This is a genomic window from Aeromonas salmonicida subsp. salmonicida (genome assembly GCF_001643305.1).
GTDB lineage: Bacteria > Pseudomonadota > Gammaproteobacteria > Enterobacterales > Aeromonadaceae > Aeromonas > Aeromonas salmonicida.
This window is the reverse complement of sequence record NZ_LSGW01000032.1, coordinates 53,462-75,006: the sequence shown is the minus strand read 5'-3', so window position 1 is coordinate 75,006 and position 21,545 is coordinate 53,462. Positions and strand designations below refer to the sequence as shown.

Genomic DNA, 21,545 nt, shown 5'->3' with positions numbered 1-21,545 from the left:
TGACAAAGTGTCGGTGGACCTTTACCATATGCGGGGTCAAGCGTAAGCGTCGGAGTGTTCATTGAACGTCAGGAAAGGGATTGGATACCTCCTTGGTGTCCTGTTGTTGCTCGCCATGTGGGGTTGCAGCAGTAGCAGTCAGGTTAAAGCGCCTCAAGTTCCTAAGCCGCAACCCGCTTCACTGGTATTGGCGACCCCCCTGCAGGTCTCTTACCAGAGCGAGTTGGCGTTGGCGCGACTCGGTCAGATGCTCGGTGAGATGGAATTGACCACCGAGCAGCGTGCCGAACTGTTTTATGAGCGTGCCGTGGTGTTTGATCGGGTCGGTTTGCGTTCCCTGGCGAGGCTGGATTTCAACCGTGCCTTGCGGGAGAAACCGGATTTTGCCGAGGCCTATAATTTCATCGGCGTCTATCTGGTGCAGCAGCAGAATTATGACGAAGCCTACGAGGCATTTGATTCCGCCCTCGAACTGGCTCCCGACTATGACTATGCCTATCTCAACCGCGGGATCGCACTCTATTACGGTAATCGCCCCGAGCTGGCCGCCGCCGACATGAAACGCTTCTATGAAGCGCAGCCGGAAGACCCGTATCGGGTGATGTGGCTCTATCTGGCTGAGCAGAAGCTCAATGCGCCGGCTGCCATGAGCCGGATGCGCGAGCGTCTCAACAAGTATGATGACGACGCCTGGAACTGGGATCTGGTTCGCCTCTATACCGGTGAGCTCAATGCCACCCAGTTGATGGGCAATGTGGTGAAAGGAGTGAAGGATAACCGGGAGCTCGCCGAGCGCCTGTGTGAAACTTACTTCTATCTGGGCAAGTTTGAACTGGCCAAGGGCAACCGCAAGGAAGCCATCAGCTACTTCAAGCTGGCGCTCGCCAACAACGTGTATGACTTCATCGAGCACAGATACGCCCTGCTGGAGCTGGAGCTGATGGCGCGCAAACCCTTGCCGCCGGGCGCCCAGAGCTCACAGGGCAAGAGCAGCAAGCAGGCCTCCTGATTTGCCTGTGTCTGCGATGTAAAAAAGGCCTCTTGATGAGGCCTTTTTGCTGTCTGTGTGCTGGTATTGGTACGGCGTTATTCCATCAGGACTTATGCCGGGGATATTTGACACCAGCAGCCGTGGCCGCCCCGCTCAGGTCCGGCATTGGCGCTGTGTCATTCCACCAGGACTTATGCCGGGGATATTTGACACCAGCAGCCGTGGCCGTCGCGCTCAGGTCAGGCATTGGTGCTGTGTCATTCCACCAGGACTTATGCCGGGGATATTTGACACCAGCAGCCGTGGCCGCTTCGCTCAGGTCCGACATTGGTGCTGTGTCATTCCACCAGACTCATGCCAGGGATCTGGCGCCAGTAACCGTTGCAGTCCCGCTCCTGTTGCAGGGTCAGAGGGGCCTGCCCCTGCTGGTTGGCCTTGAAGCGAGCCAGCATCTCAAGGGTGTCCAGTCCCTCCGGGGAGAGGCGCACCACATCCACCAGGTCCGCCATACCGCCAAGCTCGTTGCCGAGGTTGTAACAGTAACCGGACTGGGTCTGGATGCCGTTGAGATTGAACACCTTCTGCCCCTCGCGGCTGCTGGCCAGTCGGCCAGTGGGGTAATGGATGCAGGCGAGCTCGCAGTTGTCTTTGGGCTTGTCGAGGGAGCGGGCAGTGAAGCAGCGCGCCGAATAGGCGAGCGGCAGATGGCCGTAGGCAAACACCTCCACTTCAAACTGCTGACGGGCAGCGCCCAGATCCTGGCTGAGCTGAATCAGCCAGTCGCGGGAGAGCTCCACCGGCATCACCCAGCGTCTCATCCCCTGTTTGAGCAGCATGCGCAGCACATCGGCGTTGTAGGCGTTGATGGCGGGGCCACAGACAAACGGGAACCCGGCCTCGCTGGCGAGTTGAACTGTGCCAAGATCGTTGGCTTCGACCAGCAAGTCGCCGTTGTCGACCAGCCGCTTCACCTCCTTGAGTTCGGAGGGGGCAGAGATGAGGGCCAGGGTCGAGAGCACCACTTGCTTGCCAGTGCTGGCTACCTGGCGGGCGAGGGCAATCCAGTCATCTGCTTTCAGCTCGCGGCGTTTGCTGCAGACGGTTTCTCCCAGATAGATGATATCTGCCTGACTGTCGGCAGCGGCTTGGTAGAAGGCCTGGGTGTCGGCCTTGGGCCAGTAGAAGAGCAGGGGCCCGAGAGAAAATTGCATTAGTTGTGCTCCTTGTGGCGACTGAAGGGGCTGAAGGCAGAATCGGTTGTTTCGGGAAGAAATGGCATCGGGCCTCCTTATTGCCACTGACGGTGATAGGCACCCAGGGTAGTCTGGCTCCCTTCGGAGACGCGGGCGAGCTGGGCATCCCACTCGGCCTTGACCTGATAGGCCTCGGGATTGGCCTGATAGGCATCGATGGCCGCACGCCAGACCCGGGTGACCTGCTCCACATAGGCGGGGCTGCGCTGGCGCCCTTCAATCTTGACTGACTGGATGCCGGTCTGGAACAGCTCGGGCAAGAGGCCAAGGGTGTTGAGGCTGGTCGGCTCCTCCAGTGCGTGATAGGTCTGGCCATCTACCTCGAAGCGCCCCTTGCACAGGGTCGGATAACCGGCGTTTTCACCAGGGCCATAACGGTCGATCAGCACCTCGTTGAGGCGGGATTCGAGGCCCGCCGGTGTCTCCTCCCAGCGCACGAACTTGGCCGGTGAGCAGGCACCGACCGTGTTGGGGCTCTCCCCTGTCATGTAGGAGGATAGGTAGCAGCGGCCCTCCGCCATGATGCAGAGGCTGCCGAAGGCGAACACTTCCAGGCCGACATCGGTCTCGCGGGCCAGTTGCCGGACCTGGTGCATGGAGAGTACCCGTGGCAAGACCACCCGGCCGACGTTGAAATGCTGCTGATAGAAGCGAATGGCGGCGGCGTTGGTGGCACTGGCTTGCACAGAAACGTGCAGCTCCATGTCCGGATAATGGCGGCTGGCGTAATCGAGCACGGCGAGATCGGCGATGATCAGCGCATCTGCACCCAGGGCAACCCCCCTGTCTACTGCCTGTTTCCATCTGGTATCGGAGCCCGGGTGGGCGAAGGTATTGATGGCGATGTGCAGCTTGCGGCCATGTTGATGCACGTAGTCCACCGCCTTTTCCAGCTTGCTGTCGGTGAAGTTGAGACCGGCAAAGTGGCGGGCATTGGTGTCATCCTTGAAGCCGATATAAACCGCATCGGCCCCGTTATCCACGGCTGTTTTCAGTGCCGGCAAGCTGCCTGCCGGACAGAGTAATTCCATCGGGTACGCTCCGAGAGGGGAAAAATGCAAAAGTGGCCCGATTGTATTCATCGATGCCTTCCCACTTTTTGACCTGAGGCAGCTTTGTGTGGCTTTACCCTTCTTGAGGTAAGTCGGCACAAGTTTGATTTCCAACAGGATCCAGAGTGCAACCCTGTGCTTGAATGCGTAAAAACTTGGGAGTTCATCGTGTTTCAACAACTGCAACGTCGTCTGGTCGAACAGGCCCCCCGCTTTTTGCGTCACCCCCTCAAACTGGTGCCTTTTACCCTGCAGCAGAACCTGATGGAGCGCCTGCTGGCGCGGGTGTTCAAGGAGGCCATCCAGGATGGTGACTTTGCGTTTCTGGCCGGGAAATGGCTGAAAGTCGAGGTATCGGATCTCGAGCTTTGCTGGTTTATCAGCGAACAGGATGGAAAGCTGGTGGTGGCTCGCCATTGCGATCATGCGGATGTCTGTTTCAGCGGTACCACCAACGACCTCATCCTGATCGCTGGTCGCAAAGAGGATCCAGATTCCCTTTTCTTTCAGCGCAAGCTGAAGATTGAGGGAGATACCGAGCTGGGACTGGAGGTGAAGAATCTGATGGACAGCCTGGATCTGGACGGTTTGCCGAGCCTGATGCGCTATTCCTTGATGGATCTCGCCACCTTTATCGAAGGTGCGCGCACCCTGTCAGCGCAGGAGTCGCACCCTGCGCCGACGGGCGGGATCCCGTCTCAGGTGTGAAGCCAGGCCAGCGGCATGGTGGCGGTAGTGACTGCGAACCCACAGGCAGCGGCATGCCCAGGCACAAGGAAGCAAGGCCACCAGGGCCATGGCGTCGGGGAGGTGAGAGAGCAGCAACCCCAGCGCCAGCCAGATAAAAGGCTGAGCCTCGTAGAGCCATTCCGGCTGGAACCAGCGCTTGGTCGGAAAGATGACCAGGTCGGTACGCCGATAGCTGGAGCGCATCATCCAGCTTGCCGCACCAGCCACAAACAGCAAGGCACCTGCCAGCCAGAGCAAAGGGGAGTCGGTGAGCATGATCATGCCGACCGCCGTCAACAGATAGCAGGCAGGCAACCTCTCATAAAGCCAGCGTGGGCACATGTCGCCTCCACTCGTTTCCTTCTCCATCCTCCAAGTTTAGCCAGCCTCCCCGGTTGGCTAATGATGCTTTGTTCTACAAAATGACGGTTTTGTTGTGAAATGGGACGCCATTTACGGTGCCAAAATAGCGATTGGCTATGTTACAATTGCGCGCCATTTTTGACTGAAGATTGACTGGGCATGTTGGATCAGATTCGTATCGTTTTGGTAAACATCTCTCACACAGGCAACATGGGATCCGCGGCGCGAGCCATGAAGACCATGGGGCTGACCCGGTTGGTGTTGGTTGATCCGCAAACCTTGCCAGATGACAGCGCTCATGCGCTGGCTGCAGGTGCCAGTGATGTGCTCGCCAATGCCCGTGTCGTATCGACCCTGGATGAGGCCATTGCTGACTGCGGTCTGGTCATCGGCACCAGTGCCCGTTCCCGTACCCTGAGCTGGCCCATGCTGGATCCCCGTGAAGCAGGGGAAAAAGCCGTGGGGGAGGGGATGAAGCATCCGGTTGCCCTGGTGTTTGGCCGTGAACGTACCGGCCTGACCAACGATGAGCTGCAGAAATGCCACTACCATGTGGCCATTCCGGCCAATCCGGAATACAGCTCCCTCAATCTGGCCATGGCGGTACAGACTATCTGCTATGAAGTGCGGATGTGCTGGCTGCAGGATCAGGCTCCCGAGGTGGAGAGCGAGGCGGATTATCCCAGCGCCCATCAGCTGGAAGGCTTTTATCAGCATCTGGAGCAGACTCTGCTCAAAACAGGCTTCATTGCCGACGACCACCCGGGTCAGGTGATGAGCAAGCTGCGCCGCCTGTTCAATCGGGCCCGTCCGGAAGCGATAGAACTCAATATTTTGCGCGGCATTCTGACCTCGATCCAGAAGCCAAAGCCGCAGGATTAAACCCGACTGTATTACTCAACCATATACTTGACTGTTTTAGTCGGGTATGTGACCATGTGCCCATATTGATTGGTTCGCAAGACGGTAAGGCATATGAGACTGACCTCAAAAGGACGTTACGCTGTGACTGCCATGCTCGACGTGGCGTTGCATGCAGAGCAGGGGCCCGTGCCCCTGGCTGATATTTCAGAGCGCCAGGGCATCTCCTTGTCCTATCTCGAGCAACTGTTTGCCCGCCTGCGCAAGCATGGTCTGGTGAGCAGTGTGCGTGGTCCGGGCGGTGGTTATCGCCTCGGTCTGACCCCTGATGCTATCTCTGTCGGTCAGGTGATCACTGCAGTCGACGAGTCGGTTGATGCCACCAAGTGTCTCGGCAAAGGTGGCTGCCACGGCGGCACCCAGTGTCTCACTCACTCCCTGTGGCGTGATCTCAGCGAGCGTATTTCCAGTTTCCTGGGGGATATCACCCTGGCTGAGCTGGTGGGTCAGGCGGACGTGCGCCGGATTGCCGGCAAGCAAGATGAACAAATGAAAACCGTGTTGTCCCTGGTTGATCGGGTAGAACACGGCGATGTGAGCTTGAAAGTCCAACTATAAACAAACGTGCTTTCCACAGCCGGTCGATGTGTGACCCTGGCTGTAACGGAGAAAAACATGAAACTGCCTATTTACCTTGATTATTCGGCAACCTGTCCGGTGGACCCGCGTGTCGCAGAAAAAATGATGCAGTGTCTCACCATGGATGGCCTGTTTGGCAATCCAGCTTCCCGTTCCCACCGCTTTGGCTGGCAAGCCGAAGAAGCGGTAGACCTGGCCCGTAATCAAGTGGCAGAGCTGCTCGGTGCAGACCCGCGCGAGATCGTCTTTACCTCCGGCGCGACCGAATCCAACAACCTGGCCATCAAGGGCGTTGCCCATTTTTATGCTGGCAAGGGCAAGCACATCATCACCTCCAAGACAGAGCACAAGGCAGTACTCGATACTTGCCGCCAGCTGGAGCGTGAAGGCTATGAGGTGACTTACCTCGAGCCGATGCCGAACGGCCTGTTCACCCTGGAGCAGATCGAAGGCGCCCTGCGCGATGACACCATTTTGGTGAGCATCATGCACGTCAACAACGAAATTGGCGTGGTGCAAAACATTGCCGCCATCGGCGAGCTGTGCCGCTCCCGCAAGATCCTGCTGCACGTCGACGCAGTCCAGAGCGTGGGCAAGATCCCGGTGGATGTGGAAGCGCTGAAAGTTGATCTGCTCTCTGTTTCTGCGCACAAGGTATACGGCCCGAAAGGGATCGGTGCCCTGTTTGTGCGTCGCAAGCCCCGCGTTCGTCTGGAAGCCCAGATGCACGGTGGTGGCCACGAACGTGGCATGCGTTCAGGCACACTGCCGACTCACCAGATCGTTGGCATGGGTGAAGCTTTCCGTATCGCCAAAGAAGAGATGGCGAGCGAAGGCCAGCACATCATGGCCCTGCGTCAGCGTCTGTGGGATGGCATCAAGGATATTGAAGCCGTCTACATCAACGGTGACCTGGAACAGCGTGTACCGGGCAACCTCAACGTCAGCTTCGCTTATGTGGAAGGGGAATCCCTGATCATGGCGCTGAAAGATCTGGCGGTCTCTTCCGGTTCTGCCTGTACCTCGGCCAGCCTGGAGCCCTCCTATGTGCTTCGCGCGCTGGGCCTGAACGACGAGCTGGCGCACAGCTCCATCCGTTTCAGCCTGGGTCGCTTTACCACAGAAGAAGAGATTGATTACGCAATCAAGCTTATCCGTGACTCCATCGGTCGTCTGCGCGAGATGTCTCCCCTGTGGGAGATGTACAAAGACGGCGTCGATCTGAACACGGTCGAATGGGCTCATCACTGATCCATCGGATCAGTGATCAACGGAATTAGCAGGAGTTAGATATGGCTTACAGTGAAAAAGTAATCGACCACTACGAGAATCCCCGCAACGTAGGTGGCTTCGACAAGAACGATCCCAACATAGCGACCGGTATGGTCGGTGCTCCGGCGTGTGGCGACGTGATGAAGCTGCAATTGAAGATCAGCGACGACGGCATCATCGAAGACGCCAAGTTCAAGACCTATGGCTGTGGCTCCGCCATTGCCTCCAGCTCCCTCGTGACCGAGTGGGTCAAGGGCAAGACCCTGGACGAAGCCGCAGGCATCAAGAACACTGACATCGCCGAAGAGCTGGCTCTGCCACCGGTGAAGATCCACTGCTCCATTCTGGCTGAGGATGCCATCAAGGCCGCCATCGCCGATTACAAGCAGAAGAAAGGTCTCTAAGGTCAGGAGAGCAGTATGGCCATTACCATGACAGATGCCGCAGCGGCACGGGTTTCCTCTTTTCTGACCAACCGGGGCAAGGGCATAGGCCTTCGCCTCGGCGTCAAGACCACCGGCTGTTCGGGTCTTGCCTATGTGCTCGAGTTTGTCGATGAGCTGGCGGATGAAGATCAGGTGTTTGAGCAGAACGGTGTCAGAATCATCGTCGATGCCAAGAGCCTGATCCATCTGGATGGCACCGAACTGGACTTCGTCAAGGAAGGCCTCAATGAGGGCTTCCAGTTCAATAACCCCAACGCCAAGGGCGAGTGTGGTTGCGGCGAAAGTTTCAGTGTCTGACAGGTTTGATATACATGATGTCCAGCCGGTTGAACTGGTCGAAAACGACCAGTTCAACAACACCCGGCTTAGCGAGTTTGGTGGCGGTGAAAACGTCTGTGTCTAAGAGGTTTGCATGAATCATTTCGAGCTGTTTGGGCTGGTTGAAGGCTTCGAGCTCGATACCCGTAAGCTGGCGGACACCTACCGTCAGTTGCAAACCCAGTTCCACCCCGATCGTTTTGCCACGGCGCCCGAGCGGGAACAACTGGTTGCGGTGCAACGAGCCGCCCAGATCAACGATGCCTACACCACCCTCAAGACGCCCCTGCGCCGAGCCGAGTATCTGCTCTCCCTGCGAGGCACCGATATTCGTGGCGAGCAGCAAACCCTGCAAGACACCAGCTTCCTGATGCAACAACTTGAGTGGCGCGAGCGTCTTGCCGACTTGAAAGGGGAAGCCGACCCTGAGGGTGCCATCAAGGATTTTCGCCAGGAAATAGGGCATGATCACCAGCTGTTGATGCAACAGCTGACACTGACGCTTGCCGCTGGCGATGATCTGATCGCGGCTGATTGCGTCCGCAAACTCAAGTTTGTCGACAAGCTCCTCGAAGAGCTGGAACGATTCGAAGACTCACTGTTCGAGTCTTGATCCTTTAACGCTGGAATTTTGATTACCCATGGCATTACTGCAAATCGCCGAGCCCGGCCAGAGCGCCGCACCTCATCAGCATAAACGTGCCGTTGGCATCGATCTTGGCACCACCAATTCTCTGGTCGCGGCAGTGCGCAGCGGCCACGCCGATACCCTCTGTGATGAGCAGGGTCGGGATCTGCTGCCCTCAGTGGTGCACTATCAGGTTGATGCTATCCGTGTCGGCTTTGACGCCAAGCGTGAAGCCTCACTCGATCCGCACAACACCATCGTCTCCGCCAAGCGGATGATGGGCAAGGCCCTGGCCGACATCGATACCCGCCAGCAGCCTTATGAGTTCGTGGCCGCTGACAACGGCATGCCCCAGTTGCAGACCCGTCAGGGGCTGGTCAACCCGGTACAGGTTTCAGCCGAAATTCTGAAGAAACTGGCAGAGCGTGGTGCCGCCGCACTGGGTGGCGAGCTGGATGGCGTTGTCATTACCGTGCCCGCCTATTTTGATGATGCCCAGCGTCAGGGTACCAAGGACGCGGCCCGTCTGGCCGGTCTGCACGTACTGCGCCTGCTCAACGAACCCACTGCCGCCGCGATTGCCTACGGCCTCGACTCCGGTCAGGAAGGGGTGATAGCAGTGTATGATCTCGGCGGCGGGACCTTTGATATCTCCATCCTTCGTCTGCACCGCGGTGTGTTTGAAGTGATGGCTACCGGTGGTGACTCGGCGCTGGGGGGCGATGATTTCGATCACCTGCTGGCGGACTGGATCAAGGCACAAGCCGGCCTTGAAGGTCAGCTTGATGCCAGCACCCAGCGCGAATTGCTGGATGTGGCCGCCGCCGTCAAACACGGCCTGACCGATGCCGATCTGGTGCCCTGTGCCTTTGCCGGTTGGCAGGGGGAGGTGAGCCGTCACCTGTTTGAGGAACTCATCACTCCGCTGGTCAAGCGTACCTTGCTGGCCTGTCGCCGCGCCCTGCGTGATGCGGGGCTGGAGCAGGTGGAAGTGCTGGAGGTGGTGATGGTCGGTGGCTCTACCCGGGTGCCGCTGGTACGCGAGCGAGTGGGGGAATTCTTCCAGCGCACGCCGCTGACCAGTATCGACCCGGACAAGGTAGTCGCCATTGGCGCCGCCATCCAGGCCGATATCCTGGTGGGCAACAAGCCTGATGCCGAGATGCTGCTGCTGGACGTGATCCCGCTCTCCCTTGGCCTTGAGACCATGGGTGGCCTCGCCGAGAAGGTGATACCGCGCAATACCACGATTCCGGTGGCCCGCGCCCAGGAGTTCACCACCTTCAAGGATGGCCAGACCGCGATGGCAATCCACGTGGTGCAAGGGGAGCGTGAGCTGGTGGCCGATTGCCGCTCTCTGGCCCGTTTCACCCTCACCGGGATCCCCCCCATGGCGGCGGGTGCCGCCCACATTCGCGTCACCTTCCAGGTGGATGCGGATGGTCTGCTATCGGTCAGTGCCATGGAGAAATCCTCCGGCGTGCAGGCCGAGATCCAGGTCAAGCCTTCCTACGGGCTGGGGGAGGAGGACATACTCACCATGCTGAGCGCCTCCATCGCCAACGCCCAGCAAGACATGGATGCCCGCATGCTGGCAGAGCAGCAGGTGGAGGCCGACCGAGTGGTCGAAAGCCTCAATGCTGCCCTGGCCGCCGATGGCGATGCGCTGCTGAGCACCGCCGAGCGCGCTGCTATCGACAGTGCGATCACCCATGTGCTGTCCGTGCGCGCCGCAGGGACAACCAATCAAATCAAAGATGCCATCGAGGCGGCGGACGCTGTCAGTGGTGAATTTGCAGCCCGCCGGATGGACGCCTCCATCCGCAAGGTGCTGACCGGACAAAACGTCAACAAGGTGTAATATGCCAAAACTGATTATTCTGCCCCATCCCGAGCTCTGTCCGGACGGTGCCGCGCTCGAAGGCAAGAGTGGCGAGACCATCCTGGATGTGGCGCTGCGCAATGGCATCGAGATCGAGCATGCTTGCGAGAAGTCCTGCGCCTGCACCACCTGTCATTGCGTGGTGCGAGAAGGGTTTGACTCCCTCGAACCGAGCGATGAGCTGGAAGATGACATGCTGGACAAGGCATGGGGATTGGAGCCGGAATCCCGTCTCAGTTGCCAGGCAAGACTGGCAGACGAGGATCTGGTGGTGGAGCTGCCCAAGTACACCATCAACCTCGCTTCAGAACGCCATTGATGGCACTTTAATTACACATGAGTGAATTGAGCGTGCAGCATCCCATGGTGCAGTAATGATATGGTGAAGGCCGTGACCCTTGAGGGGAACGGCCTTTTTTGTGCTCGTTATTTCCCTATTGATTAATGAAAAGTGCCAATAAAAAGGAAGCAAGAGAACATGGCTGACATGATGAACATACGCTTGTCCCTCCAGGCCGCCGCCGCCCATTGGGGCGAAGGTGCCCAGCTCAGTTTCAACGGTGACGAGACCCGCATTCATCTGGGCGCTATCGCCCAGGAAGATGACGCCTTGCGCACCATACAGCGTGCGGCCCGCCGTCTCGAGTCCAGCGGCATCAAGCGGGTGAAGCTGGTCGGTGATGATTGGGATCTGGAACGCCGTTACGCCTTCGCCCAGGGCTTCTACGCCGCCAAGGGGACGCGTGAGCTGGACTTTGGCCCACAGAGCGAGTCGGATGCCCGCGAGCTGGATGCGCTGATCAAGGCGACCCGCTGGGTACGCGAGGTGACCAACGGTTGTCCGGAAGCCATTTATCCCATGAGCCTGGCGGAATCAGCCTTGCTGCTGATCCGTGGTCTGGGTGGGGATCAGGTCACTGCCCGTATCACAGCTGGTGAGGCGTTGCGTGAGGCCGGCCATATCGGCATCTGGTCGGTAGGTCGTGGCAGCGAGCGAGAGCCCGTGCTGCTGGAGCTCGACTACAACCCGGCCGGGGATCGCAATGCCCCCGTGGTGGCCGCCCTGGTGGGCAAGGGCATCACCTTCGATTCCGGTGGCTATTCCATGAAGTCCTCTGACAACATGCTGCCGATGAAGTCCGACATGGGCGGTGCAGCCATGGTCACCGGTGCCCTGGCGCTGGCCATCAGTCGCGGTCTCAAGCAAAGGGTCAAACTTATCCTCTGCTGCGCCGAAAACCTGGTCTCCGGCCATGCCTTCAAGCTCGGCGACATTCTCACCTACAAGAACGGTATCTCGGTCGAGATCCAGAATACCGATGCCGAAGGGCGTCTGGTGCTAGCCGACGGTCTGATGGCTGCATCCGACTGTGGTGCCGCCTATATTCTCGATGCTGCCACCCTGACCGGCGCCGCCAAGACGGCGCTGGGTCGTGACTACAACGCCGTGTTTGCTCTCGATGAAGTCGAGCAGCAACGAACACTGGCAGCCGCCTTCCTGTCCCGTTTCGTGCGTGACGAGGGCAAGGGTTGGGTACACCTGGATCTGGCGGCTTCTTATCAAAAATCAGGCAATGATCTCTGGGCAACCGGGGCCAAAGGCCACGGTCTGCGCACTATCGCACGCTGGCTGCAGGAGGTGAATGTATGAAGGTCAGCTTTCATTGCCGGTTGCAGGAGGTACTTGAATGAACATCTGGTTAAGCCGTGAGTTTGCTACCGCCGAGTGGGGGGAGGGGGCGCTGCTCTCTCACCGTGCCGATGGCATGGTGATCCATCTGGTGACCGCTACGCCGCTGATCGATATCCAGCAGGCGGCGCGTCGCCTGTGCAGCCAGGGGATCCAGAAAGTGGCCCTGGCCGGTCATTGGGAGCGCGAGCAGCAGTGGGCCTTTGCCCAGGGGCTGCAGACCCCCAAGGCCGAAGTCGAGCTGCAATGGGCCACCTCGTCCGAAGAGGACAGGGAGGAGCTGGAGGCGCGCTGGTTGTGCGGACGTTGGGTGCGCGAGATGACCAATGCCACCCCGGAGCAACTGGGGCCGCTGGAGCTGGCGGTGGAGGCGGCAGCCTTTATCACCGAGCTGGCGCCGGACAGGATCAGTCATCGCATCCTGAAAGGAGAGGCGTTGCAACAGGCTGGCTGGGTCGGTCTCTATCAGGTTGGCCGTGGCAGCGATCGCGAGCCCGTGCTGCTGGAGCTGGACTACAACCCGACCGGAGATCGTAATGCCCCGGTGGCGGCGGCCCTTGTGGGCAAGGGCATCACCTTCGACTCCGGTGGCTACTCCATGAAAACCTCCCAGGGCATGCTCACCATGAAGCATGACATGGGGGGGGCGGCCATAGTGACCGGTGCTCTGGCGCTGGCCATACTGCGCGGCCTCGACAAGCGGGTGAAGCTCATCCTCTGTTGCGCCGAGAATCTGGTTTCCGGCCATGCCTACAAGCTGGGTGACATCCTCACCTACAAGAACGGCACCACGGTCGAGATCGTCAACACGGATGCCGAGGGGCGCCTGGTGCTGGCCGACGGCCTGCAACTGGCAAGCGACAGCGGGGCGCCGCTCATCATAGATGCAGCCACCCTGACGGGCGCCGCCGTCATGGCGCTGGGGGGGCGTTACAACGCCCTGTTTGGACTGGACAAGGGACTGGTGAGTCGTGCCATGGCCTACGCCGATGCCGAGCAGGAGCCCGCCTGGCCGCTGCCGCTGGAGCCCTGGCACCGCCAGCAGTGCCCGTCTCACTATGCCGACACGGCCAACAGCCGCCCAGTGCCGGGCGGTGGCCCGGGCGGCGCCTCCAACGCGGCAGGCTTCCTCTCCCGCTTCGTTGGCAATGAAGGACGGGGTTGGTTGCACGTCGATCTGGCCGCCTGTTTCAGCGAGAACGGTGACAGCCTGTGGGCGCCGGGCGCCAACACCCTGGGGATGCGCACCATAGCGCATACCCTGCTGGCGGAAGCGCGCTGAGAAGGATGACAATCGTCAAGGAAGGGCACCTGAGGGTGCCCTTTTCAGCAGTGCTGCATTAGTGAGCAATAGGCAGGGTTTCAGGGGCTTAACACGGCTATCGTGCACAAGCGCACATTTTTTCCTGCCGCACTGGGCCAAGATGAGTGGTGATGTTGTTTTAAGGACTTGTTTGTTTAATAAAAAGTTGCTTTTTTGTGTGTTATTTCGGTTTTTGTTTACGTATAATCGCCGCCGAACATGGATTCTAACAATAAAACTCTGTAGTTAAGGAAAGATCTCAATGGCCATCGAACGTACCTTTTCTATCGTCAAGCCGGATGCAGTCAGCAAAAACTTGATCGGTGCCATCTATAACCGCTTCGAGAGCGCGGGTCTGAAAGTCATCGCCGCCAAGATGCTGCACATGAGCAGCGAGCAAGCCGCTGGTTTCTATGCCGAACACCAGGGCAAGCCTTTCTATGACGGATTGGTCAGCTTCATGACGTCTGGTCCTGTCATGGTACAGGTGCTGGAAGGGGAAGACGCCATCCGCCGTCATCGTGAAATCATGGGGGCGACCAACCCGAAAGAAGCCCTGGCCGGCACCCTGCGTGCCTGCTACGCCGAGAGCATCGACCGCAACGCCGTGCACGGTTCCGACGCGCCGGCCTCTGCCGCCCGTGAAATTGCCTACTTCTTCTCCGACGACGAGATCTGCCCGCGCGGCTGATTCTGGCGTTTGAAGATGATCAAGGGAGCCTCGGCTCCCTTTTGTTTTTTGGCCTTTTGGTCAATATCCCCTTATTCTCCGGGTAGAAAGCCAGACCCATTATTTGTACAATGCCGCCCCCTGACATCGTCAGCCAATAATTTATGTAGTTTGTGGACTGAGGCCTTTGATGAGCGAAATAAAAACCAACCTGCTGGATCTTGATCGGGATGCCATGCGTGCCTTCTTCGTCGAACTGGGCGAGAAGCCATTCCGGGCAGATCAGATCATGAAGTGGATTTATCACTTCGGTTGTGATGATTTCGATCAGATGAACAACGTCAACAAGGTACTGCGCGAGCGCCTGAAGGCGATCGCCGAGATCCGTGCGCCGGAAGTGAGCCGTGAACAGCGCTCCTCTGACGGTACCATCAAGTGGGCGCTGCAGGTGGGCGGTCAGGAAGTGGAGACCGTCTACATCCCGGAAGAGGACAGGGCGACCCTGTGCGTCTCCTCCCAGGTAGGTTGCGCGCTGGCGTGCAAATTCTGCTCCACCGCTCAACAGGGTTTTAACCGCAACCTGAAAGTGTCCGAGATCATCGGCCAGGTGTGGCGCGCCGCCAAAATCGTCGGTGGCAAGCGCCCCATCACCAACGTTGTAATGATGGGCATGGGTGAGCCGCTGCTCAACCTCGCCAATGTGATACCGGCCATGCGCCTGATGATGGATGACTTCGGTTATGGCATCTCCAAGCGTCGTGTCACCATCTCCACCTCGGGTGTGGTGCCTGCGCTGGACATTCTCGGCGATCAAATTGATGTGGCCCTAGCCATCTCCCTGCATGCGCCGAACGACAAGCTGCGCTCCGAGATCATGCCGATCAACGACAAGTACAACATCGAGGACTTCCTCGCCGGTGTGCGCCGTTATCTGGCCAAGTCCAATGCCAACGGCGGTCGCGTGACCGTGGAGTATGTGCTGCTCGATCACATCAATGATGACATGCAGCATGCCCACGAGCTGGCCAAGGTGCTCAAAGACACCCCGAGCAAGATCAACCTGATCCCGTTCAACCCCTTCCCGGGCAATCCCTATGGCAAGCCGAGCAACAGCCGCATCGACCGTTTCTCCAAGGTGTTGATGGAATATGGCTTCACCGTCATCGTCCGCAAGACCCGTGGTGACGACATTGATGCCGCCTGTGGTCAGCTGGTAGGGGAGGTCATCGATCGCACCAAGCGCACCATGAAAAATCGGATGCAACAGGATGGGATTTCCGTCAAAATGGTTTAACTTGCTAAGCCATTGTATAGTCAGGGAATGGATACACGTACATTGATCGTAGTGGCAGCGCTCAGCGCTCAGCGCGCTGCCCGGCTGTGTTACCGAGACCACTTACGCTGGCCAGAACTCTACCCAGCGTGAAGTGGGTCCCGACCTCAAGGCGGCTGCTCAGACCCGTCTGGATTTAGGTATTCAATATCTGCGGCAGGGCAATGCCGAACAGGCCAAGTTCAACCTTGATCGCGCCCTTCAATACGACCCCGACAACCCCAAGGTCCAGATCGGCTTCGCCTACTTCTACCAGCAGGTAGAGGACTACAAGGCGGCCGAAGAGAGCTACAAGAAAGCCCTTGCCATGGATCCGTCCAATGCTGACGCAATGAACAACTATGGTGCCTTCCTGTGCAACCGAGGCCGCTTCGACGAGGCGGAGAAGGCATTCCTGCAGGCCGTGAGTCAACCCGACTATATCCGGATTGCCGATACCTATGAAAATGCGGCACTTTGCGCCGCTCAAAATCGCAGAAATGATAAAGCAAGCGAGTACTATCGCTTGGCCTTGGGGTATAATCCCCGCAATCCAAGGTTATTGCTGGACATGGCTGAGCTTTCCATGAAAGATGGCAAGCTGCCTGATGTGCAGGCCTATCTCGTCCGTTTTGCCGATGTGTCAGACGAGAATGAAAGCAGTCTCTGGTTGAGATTGCGGCTGGCTCAGGCCATGGACAAACCGGCACTCCTTCACCAATTCGGGACTGAGCTGGTAAGGCAATATCCCACTTCGCAACAAGCCAAGCGTTACTTAGCCAATGACTACTGAACAGCCACACGATATTCAAGACGACTCTCAGGCAGCAGGCCCAGGCCAGCTGCTGCGCAACGCCCGTGAACAGCTTGGCTGGACACGAGAACAGGTTGCGTCCCGCATTCACCTTCGTCTGACCCTGATTGCTGCGATCGAATCAGATACGTATGACAAACAGACTTCCCATACTTTCATTCGGGGTTATCTGCGCACCTACGCCAAGCTGGTCGGCATCCCGGATGAAACCATTCTGGCTGCCTACGACAAGCTGGGGCTGACGCCACCTGACAACATCGACATGCAGAGCTTCTCCCGCCGTTCCCGCCAGCAAGCCAACGACAGTCGGCTTAAGGTAGTGACCTGGCTGGTGATCCTGGTGCTGATCGCGCTCTCCGTCGCCTGGTGGTGGCAGAGTACGGCGCGCCGTTCCGCCGGTGACGAGGCTCTGGCGGCAACAGAAATGAGCAGTACGACTGACATGGGTGTGACTGGCAATATGCCGGGCGCCACCCTGGCCCCTGCGATGGAGATGGCGGATCCTGCCGTTGAGCAGACCATGAGCAGTGCTGCTGCAACCGCTGCGCCAGCGACCCCAAGCAGTGCAGCTGCAACGGATGTGTCCGCTGAGGTGGCAACATCGGCTGGGGAAGGCGAGACAGCGAGTGATACAGCCACAGCCTCCCAACTCAAGATGAACTTCACTGCAGACTGCTGGCTGGACGTCAAGGATGCCAATGGCAAGACGCTGTTCAGCGGTCTGAAAAAAGCAAATGATCAACTGGTATTGGAAGGATCCGAGCCGCTCAAGCTCATCATTGGCGCGCCCATGGCGGTCAATATCGAGTATCAGGGCAAGTCCATCGACATGAGCCGTTACAACAACGGCCGGACTGCTCGCCTCTCACTGCCGCAGGAGTAATCTGTCCGCCATGTCCGCTCACGAATCTCCCATTATTCGTCGTAAGTCCAGGCAGATCATGGTCGGTAACGTGCCGGTTGGGGGTGATGCCCCCATCACTGTGCAGACCATGACCAACACCAAAACCACGGACGTGGCCGCCACCGTCGAGCAGATCCGGCGGATCGAGCGGGTCGGCGCCGACATAGTCCGGGTCTCGGTACCCACCATGGAAGCGGCCGAAGCCTTCAGGCTCATCAAGCAACAGACCCGCATTCCCATCGTCGCCGATATTCACTTCGACTACCGCATCGCCCTGAAAGTGGCCGAGTACGGCGCAGACTGCCTGCGCATCAACCCGGGCAACATCGGCAACGAAGAGCGGGTGCGTGCCGTGGTCGATTGCGCGCGCCACTACAACATCCCGATCCGCATCGGCGTCAATGGCGGTTCTCTGGAGAAAGACATCCAGGAGAAGTACGGCGAGCCGACCCCGGAGGCCTTGCTCGAGTCAGCCATGCGCCATGTGGACTACCTGGATCGCCTCAACTTCGATAACTTCAAGGTGAGCGTCAAGGCGTCTGACGTCTTCCTGGCCATCGGTGCCTATCGCCTGCTGGCCAAGCAGATCGAGCAGCCGCTGCACCTTGGCATCACGGAAGCGGGCGGTTTTCGCGCCGGCGCGGTGAAATCCGCCGTCGGGCTCGGCATGCTGCTGGCGGATGGCATCGGCGATACCATCCGCATCTCCCTGGCGGCCGACCCGGTGGAAGAGATCAAGGTGGGCTTTGATATCCTCAAATCCCTGCGCATCCGTTCCCGCGGCATCAACTTCATCGCCTGTCCCTCCTGCTCCCGTCAGGAGTTCGATGTGATCGCCACCGTCAATGCCCTGGAAGCGCGGCTGGAAGACATCATCACACCGATGGATGTTTCCATCATCGGCTGTGTGGTGAATGGTCCGGGTGAGGCGCTGGTCTCTGATCTCGGGCTGGCGGGAGCGGCCAACAAGAGCGCCTTCTACGAGGGGGGCCAGCGGGTCGACCGGCTCGACAACAAGGATCTCATCCCGATCCTGGAGCGCCGTATTCGTGCCCGGGCGGCCATGCTGGATCCAGCCAACCAGATCCAGGTGGATAAAGGTTGAGCCAATGTGGGGCCACCTAGGGTGGCCCCGTCTTTAGGTTGCTGATTTTAAATCCCGCTTTGGAACACCCTGATTTTACCTCGGGGTCGAAAATCCCTATAATGCGGCCAAATTTCACGTCTTTTCTCGAGTATCAACGTGGCAAAACAGATCCAAGCTATTCGCGGTATGAACGATTGCCTGCCGGAGCAGAGCCCGGTATGGCAGAAAGTAGAACAGATACTGCGCCAGGTGGTTGCCAGCTATGGCTACAGCGAAGTACGCATGCCGATCGTCGAGCAGACTCATCTGTTCAAGCGTGCCATCGGTGAAGTGACCGATGTGGTCGAAAAAGAGATGTATACCTTCGAGGACCGCAACGGCGACAGCCTGAGCCTGCGTCCGGAAGGGACAGCCAGCTGCGTGCGTGCCGGCATCGAGCACGGCCTGCTCTATAACCAGGAACGCCGGATGTGGTACATGGGCCCCATGTTTCGTCACGAGCGTCCCCAGAAGGGCCGTTACCGCCAGTTCCATCAGTTCGGTGTCGAGCTGTTTGGCATCAACGGGCCAGATATTGACGCCGAGCTCATCATGCTGACCCATCGTCTGTGGCGTCTGTTCGGCATCAGCGATCACGTCACCCTGCAGCTCAACACGCTCGGTCAGAGCAGTGAGCGCGCCGCTTACCGCGATGCGCTGGTAGCCTATCTGGAGCAGTACAAGGATCAACTGGACGAAGAGAGCCAGCGCCGCATGTACAGCAACCCGCTGCGGGTGCTCGACTCCAAGGATGAGAGAGTACAGGCCATTCTGGTGAAGGCTCCGCGCCTGTTCGACCATCTGGGGGAAGAGAGTCTGGCCCATTTCGAGGGGCTCAAACGCCTGCTCGAGTCTGCCGGCATCAAATATGAAGTGAACGAGCGCCTGGTTCGGGGTCTTGACTACTACAACCTGACCGTGTTCGAGTGGGTCACCACCAGCCTGGGTGCCCAGGGGACTGTCTGTGCCGGTGGCCGTTACGACGGTCTGGTGGAGCAGCTCGGTGGTCAGGCAACTCCGGCCGTGGGCTTTGCCATGGGCATGGAACGTCTAGTGCTGATGCTCGAAACGCTTGAACTCAATGCCGATATCCGTCCTGCGGTGGATGTGTATCTGGCCATGGTGGGTGAGGGTAGCGAGCAGGCAGGCTTCCAGCTGGCAGAGCGTCTGCGCGATGCCCTGCCGGATTTGCGCCTGATGAGCCACTGCGGTGGCGGCAATTTCAAGAAACAACTCAAGCGTGCCGACAAGAGCGGCGCGGCCATTGCCCTGATCCTTGGCGAGACCGAGGTGCAAAACGGGGAGATCACCATCAAATATCTGCGTGGCCAGGCTGAGCAACAGACCGTCACGGTCGACGCCGCCATTGCCCTGCTGGCAGCCAAAGGAGACTAAGCAGTGGAAGTTTATACCACCGAAGAACAACAGGTTGAGGTCATCAAGAGCTGGTGGAAAGAGAACGGAACCTCGGTGCTCGCAGGAACTGTTATCGGTCTGGTCGGACTCTTTGGCTGGCGCTATTACAACGACTATCAGCTCACCAATCAGGAAGCTGCCTCCCAGGCTTACAACGAGATCTCGGCCCAGCTGGCCAAGGGTGATGCTGCCACCTTCGAACAGGTGCAAGCCTTCATCACTGATCACAAGGGTGAGGCTTATGCCGAGCTGGCTGCCCTGCAACTGGCTGCGGCTGCCGTCAAGGCGAACAAGCTGGATCTGGCTGCCGAACAGCTGACTCAGGTCGCGAGCAATGGCGATGAGAGCATTCGTCCCATCGCTGCTTTGCGTCTGGCCCGGGTACTGAACGATCAGGGCAAGGCTGACGAGGCCCTGACCCAGCTTGGCAAGATCAACAACGATGCCTTCAAAGCCCAGGTGGCGGAAGTGCGTGGCGACATACTCTACAAGCAGGGCAAGGCCGAAGAGGCCCGCGATGCTTATCAGGCAGCGGCTGATGCCGGTGGTCTGCAGGGCAGCGCCGAGCTCAAGCTGAAGATGGACGATCTGGCGCTGCCAGCCGTGACCACGGGTGGTGCTCCGGATGCGTAATTTGTTCAAAATGGTGGCCTTGGGGGCGGCAGTCTCCTTCGCTCTGCAGGGGTGTTCCCTGTTCAGCTCGGAAGAAGATCTCAACCCCATGGCGCCTTTGCCCGTGGTTGAATCTGCCTTCACCGCTGATACCGCCTGGTCCTCGTCTGTCGGCGATGGCATCGGGGACTTCTACTCCCAGCTCAAGCCGGTGGTGGAAGAGGAGCGCATCTATGCCGCAGCCCGCGATGGCGACGTAACAGCCTTTGATCGTGCGAGCGGCAAAGAGTTGTGGAGCGTGGATCTGGCCGATTTGCCGGTCAACGCCGAGAAGCGCAGTGCCCGTCTCTCCGGCGGCCTGGTTGCCCGTTATGGCAAGCTGTTCCTCGGATCCGAGAACGGGGTGGTTTACGCCCTGAACGAAGAGAACGGGGAAGTGCTGTGGCAGACCACTGTGCCGGGTGAAGTCGTGGCCAGCCCCGCCGTCGAAGACGGTCGTGTGGTGGTGCTGACGACATCCGGTCGTCTGGTGGCCCTCGATACCGATGAAGGCAAGTTGCAGTGGACCCTGGCTGAAGAGCAGCCGCCGCTGACCCTGCGCAGCGCAGGTGCTCCCGTCATTACCAACGGCGCCGTGCTCTATGGCCGCGCTGATGGCAAGGTGGGCATAGCCTTGCTGAGCAACGGTCAGCCGGTGCGTCAGTCCAAGGTGGCGGATCCGCGCGGTGCGACCGAGCTGGATCGCATGGTGGACGTGGATGCAACGCCGTTGATCGCGGGCGATGAGCTCTATGCCATCGCCTATAATGGCCAGCTGATGGCACGCAAGCTGATGACCGGTGACGAGGTGTGGAAGCGCAAGTATTCCGGCTACCGCGACATGGCGGTGACCGGCAATGCCATCGTGCTGACCGACAGCCGCAGCCATCTGTTTGCGGTCGACCGTCGCAACGGGCTTGAGCTGTGGTCCAATACCCAGCTGGAAAATCGCACCGTCACGGCCCCTGTCATCCTGGGTGACTATGTGGTGGTCGGCGATGTGGAAGGTTACCTGTATTGGCTGGATCGTACCGACGGTACCATCAAGGCCATGCAGCAGCTCGACAGCAGTGGTCTCTACGCCGCCCCCCTGGTGGACGGTGACACCCTGTATGTGCAGAGCCGTGGCGGCAAGTTGTACGCTATCCCGCGTCCCTGATCGTCCGCTAATGTGAATATCCGGCTCCTGGTCTTCGGACCCGGAGCCTTTGTCGTCTTGAGAATG

The 21,545-nt window shown here is 58.9% G+C and carries 22 protein-coding genes and 1 pseudogene; 20 read left to right on the top strand and 3 right to left on the bottom strand.

Annotation, left to right across the window (positions count from 1 at the left end; genetic code table 11):
• The first annotated feature begins 61 nt into the window (after positions 1-61).
• Positions 62-1,009: a lipoprotein NlpI gene (nlpI, locus tag AXW79_RS02525; protein WP_283240312.1), complete on the top strand. Its 948-nt coding sequence runs from the start codon at positions 62-64 to the stop codon at positions 1,007-1,009.
• Between the two features lie 320 nt (positions 1,010-1,329).
• On the opposite strand, the gene AXW79_RS02520 is transcribed toward nlpI, so the two are convergent.
• On the bottom strand, positions 1,330-2,202 hold the full coding sequence (locus AXW79_RS02520; RefSeq protein ID WP_005310392.1) for a U32 family peptidase: 873 nt from the start codon (positions 2,200-2,202) through the stop codon (positions 1,330-1,332).
• A gap of 77 nt (positions 2,203-2,279) precedes the next feature.
• Positions 2,280-3,275, bottom strand: coding sequence for a ubiquinone anaerobic biosynthesis protein UbiU (gene ubiU / locus AXW79_RS02515; protein ID WP_005310394.1), 996 nt, complete (start codon positions 3,273-3,275; stop codon positions 2,280-2,282).
• A 189-nt stretch (positions 3,276-3,464) separates the two neighbouring features.
• Between ubiU and ubiT the strand changes: the two genes are divergently transcribed.
• Positions 3,465-4,004: a ubiquinone anaerobic biosynthesis accessory factor UbiT gene (gene ubiT, locus AXW79_RS02510; protein ID WP_005310396.1), complete on the top strand. Its 540-nt coding sequence runs from the start codon at positions 3,465-3,467 to the stop codon at positions 4,002-4,004.
• Here ubiT and AXW79_RS02505 read toward each other — a convergent pair.
• Positions 3,951-4,367: a hypothetical protein gene (locus AXW79_RS02505; protein WP_005310398.1), complete on the bottom strand. Its 417-nt coding sequence runs from the start codon at positions 4,365-4,367 to the stop codon at positions 3,951-3,953. The genes ubiT and AXW79_RS02505 overlap by 54 nt on opposite strands.
• A gap of 180 nt (positions 4,368-4,547) precedes the next feature.
• Here AXW79_RS02505 and trmJ point away from each other — a divergent pair, with 180 nt between their 5' ends.
• The 18 genes and pseudogenes from trmJ to bamB all read left to right on the top strand — a co-directional run bounded on the left by trmJ (position 4,548) and on the right by bamB (position 21,479).
• On the top strand, positions 4,548-5,270 hold the full coding sequence (gene trmJ / locus AXW79_RS02500) for a tRNA (cytosine(32)/uridine(32)-2'-O)-methyltransferase TrmJ (protein ID WP_005310400.1): 723 nt from the start codon (positions 4,548-4,550) through the stop codon (positions 5,268-5,270).
• Between the two features lie 93 nt (positions 5,271-5,363).
• Positions 5,364-5,867 (top strand): Fe-S cluster assembly transcriptional regulator IscR, encoded by a 504-nt coding sequence (gene iscR, locus AXW79_RS02495; RefSeq protein ID WP_005310401.1) that lies wholly within the window; start codon positions 5,364-5,366, stop codon positions 5,865-5,867.
• A 57-nt stretch (positions 5,868-5,924) separates the two neighbouring features.
• Positions 5,925-7,139, top strand: a complete 1,215-nt coding sequence (locus AXW79_RS02490; RefSeq protein WP_005310403.1) for an IscS subfamily cysteine desulfurase — start codon at positions 5,925-5,927, stop codon at positions 7,137-7,139.
• 41 nt (positions 7,140-7,180) lie between these two features.
• On the top strand, positions 7,181-7,564 hold the full coding sequence (gene iscU / locus AXW79_RS02485) for a Fe-S cluster assembly scaffold IscU (RefSeq protein ID WP_005310405.1): 384 nt from the start codon (positions 7,181-7,183) through the stop codon (positions 7,562-7,564).
• A 15-nt stretch (positions 7,565-7,579) separates the two neighbouring features.
• On the top strand, positions 7,580-7,903 hold the full coding sequence (gene iscA, locus AXW79_RS02480) for an iron-sulfur cluster assembly protein IscA (RefSeq protein ID WP_005310407.1): 324 nt from the start codon (positions 7,580-7,582) through the stop codon (positions 7,901-7,903).
• Between the two features lie 115 nt (positions 7,904-8,018).
• A complete protein-coding gene (hscB, locus tag AXW79_RS02475; RefSeq protein WP_005310411.1) occupies positions 8,019-8,537 on the top strand; it encodes a co-chaperone HscB in 519 nt (172 codons plus the stop codon).
• A gap of 28 nt (positions 8,538-8,565) precedes the next feature.
• Positions 8,566-10,413, top strand: a complete 1,848-nt coding sequence (gene hscA / locus AXW79_RS02470) for a Fe-S protein assembly chaperone HscA (protein WP_005310412.1) — start codon at positions 8,566-8,568, stop codon at positions 10,411-10,413.
• Position 10,414: 1 nt separating this feature from the next.
• Positions 10,415-10,753: an ISC system 2Fe-2S type ferredoxin gene (gene fdx, locus AXW79_RS02465; RefSeq protein WP_005310414.1), complete on the top strand. Its 339-nt coding sequence runs from the start codon at positions 10,415-10,417 to the stop codon at positions 10,751-10,753.
• Between the two features lie 159 nt (positions 10,754-10,912).
• Positions 10,913-12,085: an aminopeptidase PepB gene (gene pepB / locus AXW79_RS02460; RefSeq protein ID WP_005310416.1), complete on the top strand. Its 1,173-nt coding sequence runs from the start codon at positions 10,913-10,915 to the stop codon at positions 12,083-12,085.
• 37 nt (positions 12,086-12,122) lie between these two features.
• The gene (pepB, locus tag AXW79_RS02455; protein WP_011898863.1) at positions 12,123-13,406 is read left to right on the top strand and encodes an aminopeptidase PepB; all 1,284 of its coding nucleotides are present in this window, start codon (positions 12,123-12,125) and stop codon (positions 13,404-13,406) included.
• Between the two features lie 283 nt (positions 13,407-13,689).
• Positions 13,690-14,118 (top strand): nucleoside-diphosphate kinase, encoded by a 429-nt coding sequence (gene ndk / locus AXW79_RS02450; protein ID WP_005310418.1) that lies wholly within the window; start codon positions 13,690-13,692, stop codon positions 14,116-14,118.
• 169 nt (positions 14,119-14,287) lie between these two features.
• Positions 14,288-15,391: a bifunctional tRNA (adenosine(37)-C2)-methyltransferase TrmG/ribosomal RNA large subunit methyltransferase RlmN gene (locus AXW79_RS02445; protein WP_005310420.1), complete on the top strand. Its 1,104-nt coding sequence runs from the start codon at positions 14,288-14,290 to the stop codon at positions 15,389-15,391.
• A gap of 12 nt (positions 15,392-15,403) precedes the next feature.
• Positions 15,404-16,202: pseudogene (tapF, locus tag AXW79_RS02440) on the top strand (PilW family type IVa pilus biogenesis/stability lipoprotein TapF).
• Complete coding sequence (locus tag AXW79_RS02435) at positions 16,192-17,106, top strand: RodZ domain-containing protein (protein ID WP_005310424.1); 915 nt, start codon at positions 16,192-16,194, stop codon at positions 17,104-17,106. Before tapF ends, AXW79_RS02435 begins: the two are co-directional and overlap by 11 nt.
• A 10-nt stretch (positions 17,107-17,116) precedes the next feature.
• Entirely contained in the window at positions 17,117-18,232 is a 1,116-nt protein-coding gene (gene ispG / locus AXW79_RS02430) for a flavodoxin-dependent (E)-4-hydroxy-3-methylbut-2-enyl-diphosphate synthase (RefSeq protein ID WP_005310427.1), read from the top strand.
• 138 nt (positions 18,233-18,370) lie between these two features.
• The gene (gene hisS / locus AXW79_RS02425) at positions 18,371-19,648 is read left to right on the top strand and encodes a histidine--tRNA ligase (RefSeq protein WP_005310430.1); all 1,278 of its coding nucleotides are present in this window, start codon (positions 18,371-18,373) and stop codon (positions 19,646-19,648) included.
• A 3-nt stretch (positions 19,649-19,651) separates the two neighbouring features.
• Positions 19,652-20,302, top strand: a complete 651-nt coding sequence (locus AXW79_RS02420) for a YfgM family protein (protein ID WP_005310432.1) — start codon at positions 19,652-19,654, stop codon at positions 20,300-20,302.
• A complete protein-coding gene (bamB, locus tag AXW79_RS02415) occupies positions 20,295-21,479 on the top strand; it encodes an outer membrane protein assembly factor BamB (protein ID WP_005310434.1) in 1,185 nt (394 codons plus the stop codon). The genes AXW79_RS02420 and bamB overlap by 8 nt, the downstream gene beginning before the upstream one ends.
• The last annotated feature ends 66 nt before the right edge of the window (positions 21,480-21,545 follow it).